At 69.4% G+C, this 5,749-nt stretch carries 5 protein-coding genes; all 5 read left to right on the plus strand.

Going from position 1 to position 5,749, the window contains the following annotated elements:
- Positions 1-664, plus strand: a 664-nt coding sequence (locus tag ACLL9L_RS18340) for a carbohydrate ABC transporter permease (protein WP_411286093.1), incomplete at its 5' end; no start/stop codon positions are given.
- 29 nt (positions 665-693) lie between these two features.
- The gene (locus tag ACLL9L_RS18345; protein ID WP_411286094.1) at positions 694-2,316 is read left to right on the plus strand and encodes a glucoamylase family protein; all 1,623 of its coding nucleotides are present in this window, start codon (positions 694-696) and stop codon (positions 2,314-2,316) included.
- A complete protein-coding gene (locus ACLL9L_RS18350) occupies positions 2,316-4,169 on the plus strand; it encodes a glycoside hydrolase family 3 protein (RefSeq protein WP_411286095.1) in 1,854 nt (617 codons plus the stop codon). Before ACLL9L_RS18345 ends, ACLL9L_RS18350 begins: the two co-directional genes overlap by 1 nt.
- Positions 4,170-4,290: 121 nt before the next feature.
- Positions 4,291-4,608 (plus strand): helix-turn-helix transcriptional regulator, encoded by a 318-nt coding sequence (locus ACLL9L_RS18355; protein ID WP_411286096.1) that lies wholly within the window; start codon positions 4,291-4,293, stop codon positions 4,606-4,608.
- Positions 4,605-5,749: HipA domain-containing protein (locus tag ACLL9L_RS18360; protein ID WP_411286097.1), on the plus strand; the 1,145-nt coding region annotated here is incomplete at its 3' end. The genes ACLL9L_RS18355 and ACLL9L_RS18360, both read left to right, overlap by 4 nt.

Consider the following 5,749-nt stretch of genomic DNA (forward strand, 5'->3'; position numbering starts at 1 on the left):
GGACAACTACGCCCAGCTGTTCTCCCGGCTGAAGTTCTCGACCTACTTCCTCAACTCGACCATCGTCGCCGTCGTCGTGACGGCCGGCAACCTGCTGTTCTGCTCGATGCTCGGCTATGCCCTGGCGATGCTCGACTTCAAGGGCAAGCGTGTCGTCTTCACCGCCGTCATGACCACCTTGATGATCCCCGGGGTCGTGACCTTCGTGCCGCTCTTCGTGCTCGTCGCGAACGCCGGACTCATCGACTCGATCCCCGGTCTGATCCTGCCGTTCCTGGTCAGCCCCTTCGGGGTGTTCCTCATGCGCCAGTTCTTCATGGGACTGCCGCGTGACCTTCTCGACGCAGGTCGGGTCGACGGCGCCGGAGAGCTGAGGATCTTCGCCCGGATCTTCCTCCCGCTCTGCGGCCCGGCGCTCGCAACGCTTGGCATCCTCACGTTCCTCGGCAGCTGGAACAACTTCCTCTGGCCGCTCGTCGTGGCCCAGACCGAGGCGCACTACACCCTGCCCGTCGCGCTGGCGCTCTACTCCACCGGCCAGAACAGCACCCAGTACGGGTTGTTGCTCGCCGGGTCCACGGTCGTCGTCCTCCCCATCCTGCTCGTCTTCATGATCTTCCAGCGCCGCTTCATCGAAGGCATCGCCACCACCGGCATCAAGTGAACTCGGCTCACCCGAAAGGTGTTTCACCCATGTCCTCACCACTCTCCTTCCCCATCACCCCCAACCGGCGCCAGCTCCTCCTCGGCGCAGCCGCGACCGTCGGGGCCGTCGCCCTCGGCGGGTCCAGCGCCTCGGCCTCGCCCCTCGGAGGCCAGGCACCCTCACTGATTCTCTCCAGGGACAAGAGAAGGGACAGGAGGGAGATGAAGCCGGAGCGCGTCCGCCGGTGGGCCTCGGACACATGGCTCAGCCTCGTGGCGATGACCGACGCCACCACCGGTCTGCCCGCGGACAACATCTCCGAGGGGCTCGCCGTGTCGGACCGTTCCGGCTACACCTCACCGACGAACATCGCCGGCTACCTCTGGAGCGCCGTCGTCGCCCGCGAGCTGGAGATCATCTCGAAGGGTGAGTGCACCAGGCGCCTCCTGCAGACCCTCTCGACGATCGACCGGATGCAGCACCACGTGCCCAGCGGGATGTACTACAACTGGTACGACGAGGCCACCGGCGGCGTCCTCACGATCTGGCCGACCGACGGCAACCGGGTCTATCCCTTCCTCTCCAGCGTCGACAACGGCTGGCTCGGCGCGGCGTTGCGCGTGGTCAGCAACGCCGACAAGAAGGCGGCGGCGCTGGCCTCGAAGATCTTCGGCCGGATGCGCTGGGACATGTTCTACGACGCAGCGGCGGGCAGGAACCCGGGCGGTCTCATCCACGGCGGGTTCTACGACGCGGCCCCGCCGGCCGGCTCGAGCACCTTCGTCGGCAACCACATCGGGTTCGGCCCGGACGTCTGGTACACCAACCACCACTACGACACGACCGTCTCCGAGACCCGGATCACGACCTACCTGGGCATCATCCAGAAGCAGATCCCGGCCAAGCAGTACTTCGCGCTGTGGCGGACCTTCCCCAACACCAACGACTGGTCGTGGCAGGAGAGCCAGGCCGTGGGGGTGACGCGCAGCTACCTCGGGACCGATGTCTTCGAGGGCGCCTACCCCTACCGCGGCATGAAGATCGTGCCGGGCTGGGGCGGCAGCATGTTCGAGGAGCTCATGCCGGACATGTTCGTCCCCGAGAGCGACTGGGCACCGCGCAGTTGGGGACTCAACCACCCGCTGCACGTGCGGGCCCAGCGGGAGCACGGGCTCGTCGAGGCGGGCTACGGCTACTGGGGCTTCTCCCCCTCCAGCGACCCGTTTGCCGGCTACCGCGAGTACGGCGTCGACCAGCTCGGCCTCAACCCCGAGGGCTACTTCTCCGACCGCGAGAAGACCAACGTCGACGCAGGGTTCGGCACCTTCCGACCGGGCGCCAACCCGGCCCCGAAGTTCGGCGACGGTGTCGTCACTCCGCACGCCTCGTTCCTCGCGATGATGCACGAGCCGCAGGCGGCCTTCGCCAACCTCGCCGGCATCCAGGACGAGCTGAAGGCCTACGGCCGCGGTGGATTCTTCGACGCGGTGGGCACCCGCTCCGGGACCATCGCCCGACGCTACCTCTCGCTCGACCAGGCCATGGTCATGGGCTCGATCGGCAACGTCCTCGGCGAGAACGTGATCCGGCGCGCCTTCTGCGGGCGCGACGCGGAGCCCGCGCTGCGTCCGGTGATCGGCATCGAGGAGTTCGGGGCGGGTCTCGTCTGATGGTTCCGGTCAGGCTCACCAGCCCGGACGGTATTCCGTTCCGGGACCTCAACGGCAACGGCGTCATGGACCCCTTCGAGGACCCACGGGCTGAGGTGGAGGAACGCGTCGACGACCTCCTCGGGCGGTTGTCGCTCGAGGAGAAGGTCGGGCTCATGTTCCAGACCGTCATCGAGGCGGGCGAGGACGGGTCAGTGCTCGAGCGGCCGGGGAGGATCAGCAAGTCACCGACGAGCGAGGTGGTGCAGGGCAAGCACCTGACCCACTTCAACGTCCATGCGCTCACCGACCCGAGGATGGCGGCGAGGTGGAGCAACGCGCTCCAGAAGGTGGCCGAGCAGACTCCCCACGGCATACCGGTGACCGTGTCGAGCGACCCGCGGCACGCGTTCATCGACAACTCCGGTGTCTCCTTCTCGGCCGGGGCCTTCTCCCAGTGGCCTGAGCCGCTCGGCCTGGCCGCGCTGCGGGACGCGGAGGCGGTGCGACAGTTCGCCGACATCGCGCGGCAGGAGTATCTCGCCGTCGGGATCCGGGCCGCGCTGCACCCGACGCTGGACCTCGCGACCGAGCCGCGCTGGGCTCGCCAGGCCGGCACGTTCGGGCAGGACGCGGACCTCGTGACCGAGCTGGGGGTTGCCTACCTGCACGGCTTCCAGGGCGATGCCCTCGGGCCTGCCAGCGTGGCGTGCACGAGCAAGCACTTCCCGGGCGGCGGGCCGCAGAAGGACGGGGAGGACGCGCACTTCCCCTACGGCCGCGAGCAGGTCTACTCCGATGGCAGCCTGGGGGATCACCTCAAGCCGTTCCCGGCGATGATCGCAGCGGGCACCGCGGCGATGATGCCCTACTACGGCATGCCCATCGGGCTGGAGGTCGACGGTGAGCCGATCGAGGAGGTTGGCTTCGGCTACAACCAGCAGATCGTCTCCGGGCTGCTGCGCAAGCAGCTGGGCTACGACGGGGTCGTCGTCACCGACTGGGAGCTCGTCAACGACAACCACGTCGGCGACCAGGTGCTGCCGGCGCGCGCGTGGGGGGTGGAGCACCTCGACCCATCCGGTCGGATGGAGCTGATCCTGTCCGCCGGGGCCGACCAGTTCGGCGGCGAGGAGTGTGTCGAGATCCTGCTCGACCTCGTGGCCTCGGGTCGCGTGAGCGAGTCGCGGATCGACGAGTCGGCCCGGCGCCTGCTCGCGGTGAAGTTCCGGCTCGGACTCTTCGACAACCCCTTCGTCGACGAGGACGCGGCGGCCGAGGTCGTCGGTCGGGACGACTTCACCGCCGAGGGGTATGCCGCACAGTCCCGTTCGGTGACGGTGCTCCAGAACGCTGCTGACAACGGCCCGGCCGATCGTGCAGGTGCCGTGCTGCCGCTGGCGCGGGGGTTGCGGATCTATGCGGAGAACCTGTCCGCGGACGCCGTGTCCCGGGTCGGGACCCCCGTGGAGCGCCCGGAGGACGCCGACGTCGCGATCATCAGGCTGGCGGCGCCGTTCGAGCCGCGGTCGGACCTCTTCCTCGAGGCGATGTTCCACCAGGGGTCGCTGGACTTCCCTCCCGGCCTCGTGGCCCGGTTGGCGCGCATCGCGGACCACTGCCTGCTGGTGCTCGACATCGGCCTCGACCGCCCGGCGGTGCTGACGCCGTTGCTGCCCATGTCGGCAGCGGTCGTCGCCAGCTTCGGCACGAGCGACGACGCGCTCGTCGATGCGCTGTCCGGGACGATCCCACCACAGGGGCGGCTCCCGTTCGACCTCCCCCGGTCCATGGAGCAGGTGCGCCTGCACCACGAGGACGTTCCCGGTTATGACGACCCGCTCTTTCCCTTCGGCCACGGCCTCAGGTGGTGAGGGTGGGCCCGAGATGACGGTTCCGGCCGAGGCTGACTGATCTCGCCGGTGTTCGACATGGCGCTCACTCATCGACGTACGCTGCTTCGTACAGAGGAGTTTCGGACACAGGAGGGGTGCCGTGCGAGTCTCGGGGACGCGGGACCTGGGTGCTCTGGTCCGTGAGGTGCGCCTCCAACGCGGTCTGACCCAGGAGGGCCTCGCGCGGGAGATCGGAGTCCGCCGCCAGTGGGTGGTGCAGGTGGAGCGCGGCACGGGAAACCCCAACTGGCTGACATTGCGCAGGCTCCTCGACGTCCTCGACCTCCACGTGGACATCAGCCCCGCGCAGGCCCCGGCCCAGGGGTCGGTCCACACGGGCGATCCCGACACCGGTAACGCGTCCGACCGGGTCGACCTCGACGCGCTGCTCGAGGGCTGCACCGACAGCACCCGATGACCGGCGAGCGTGCCGTGCTCCTGGGTGGCCGCCTCGCCGGCCACCTCCAGGAGACCCGGACCGGTCGGCGGATCTTCACCTACGACGAGTCCTACCGGAGCGAAGGTTCGACTCCGCTGTCCCTGTCCATGCCCTTGGTTCGCGCCGAGCACAGCGGCAGGGTGCTCGGGGCCTACCTGTGGGGTCTGCTGCCGGACGACGACCGGGTCCTGGAGCGGTGGTCGCGCCAGTTCCGGGTGTCGAGGCACAACCCGGTCTCGTTGCTGTCCCACGTCGGGCAGGACTGCGCCGGGGCCGTGCAGTTCGTGGCGCCCGACCGGGTCGGGGAGAGCGGGAGCGGCGGCGTCGAGTGGCTCTCCGACGGCGACGTCGAGGAGTGGGTGCGCACGGTGTGCCTTGACCCGTGTGCATGGCTTCCCGGGGCGGGGCGTGGCCTGTTCAGCCTCGCGGGCACACACGCCAAGCTCGCCCTGCTCCATGACGGCAACCGATGGGGACGGCCCCACGGCGCGGTGCCCACCACCCACATCCTCAAGCCTGCCGCCGCTTTCACCTCCCAAGAGCTCAACGAGCACCTGTGCCTGCGCACGGCCCGGGCGCTCGGCATGCCGGCCGCCGCCTCCGAGGTACGCGCCTTCGGCGGCGAGTCCGCGATCGTCGTGACCCGCTACGACCGGGTCCGTCAGGGCAACACATGGGTGCGGGTGCACCAGGAGGACCTCTGCCAGGCGTTGGGCCTGCCCCCCGGGAAGAAGGACCAGGCTCACGGCGGTCCCGGGGCGTCCTCGATCGCCCGACTCCTCCGGACCCAGATGCCCGGCGACGTCGGCGAGAACGCCGTGGTGCGGTTCATCCAGGCCCTGGCCTTCAGCTGGGCCAGCGGCGGCACCGGTGCCGATGCGAAGAACTACTCCCTGTTGCTCTCCGGCCGGCAGGTGCGTCTGGCACCGCTCTACGACCTCGCCAGCGCGTTGCCCTACGCCACGACGCGATCTACGGGCGCCGGCGGGTCGGAGCCGGCCCTGGGCAGGCTCGCGCTGGCGATGCGCGTGGGCCGGCACTCCGTGTTGCGGCAGATCGACCGCAACGACTGGGTGAGCCTCGCGGCCGGGACCGGGCTGGACCCGGACCACGTGCTCGA

It is taken from the genome of Lapillicoccus sp. (assembly GCF_046595215.1).
GTDB lineage: Bacteria > Actinomycetota > Actinomycetes > Actinomycetales > Dermatophilaceae > Lapillicoccus.